The following is an 891-nucleotide window of genomic DNA, read 5'->3' as shown; positions in this document are numbered from 1 at the left end:
ATTCAGGGAAGAATAGAACTGTCTCAGCGCATTCCATTTGTTATTATCAGAAAATTTTATCGATTCTAAGAAATTGTTCAGGACAGCCCATCACATGACTGGCCGGATCAGCTTTGAACCAAATTTTTCTGGGGGGTTATATCTTGAATAAACGAAAAATCGGATTGGCGATGTCACTTGTGATCGCAGCAGGCACCATATTAGGAGCATGCGGAAACAGCGAAAAAAGCAGCGGCTCAGGCGAAGGCAAAAACAAATTCAGTGTGGCGATGGTTACTGACGTAGGCGGAGTGGATGACAAATCCTTCAACCAATCAGCCTGGGAAGGCATCCAAGCCTTTGGGAAAGAGAATGGGCTGAAAAAAGGCAAAAACGGTTACGACTATCTTCAATCCAAATCAGATGCAGACTATACAACGAACTTAAATAAATTGGCGCGTGAGAATTTTGACTTAATTTACGGCGTCGGCTACTTAATGGAGGATTCAATCAGCGAAATTGCTGACCAGCGCAAAAATACAAACTTTGCGATTATAGATGCTGTTGTCGATAAAGACAACGTCGCAAGTATTACGTTTAAAGAGCAGGAAGGCTCATTTCTCGTCGGAGTGGCCGCAGCCCTATCAAGCAAATCAGGAAAAATCGGCTTTGTAGGCGGCATGGAATCAGAGTTAATCAAAAAATTCGAGGTCGGCTTCCGTGCCGGCGTACAAGCAGTTAACCCTAAAGCCGTTGTAGAAGTGAAATACGCAGGGGGGTTCGATAAAGCCGATGTCGGCAAAGCAACCGCCGAAAGCATGTATAAATCAGGCGTAGATGTTATTTATCACTCTGCGGGCGCCACTGGCAGAGGCGTCTTTACTGAAGCGAAAAACCTGAAAAAATAAGATC

1 pseudogene is annotated in these 891 nt (G+C 44.6%); it reads left to right on the top strand.

The window, feature by feature from the left end:
- Nucleotides 1-143 precede the first annotated feature (143 nt).
- Nucleotides 144-884: pseudogene (nupN, locus tag ACWHAR_RS24660) on the top strand (guanosine ABC transporter substrate-binding protein NupN); the annotation flags it as partial.
- Nucleotides 885-891: the final 7 nt, after the last annotated feature.

This window comes from Bacillus sp. LR--39 (assembly GCF_053613335.1).
The sequence above is the reverse complement of the archived record's forward strand: the minus strand, read 5'-3'. Positions and strand labels throughout refer to the sequence as shown.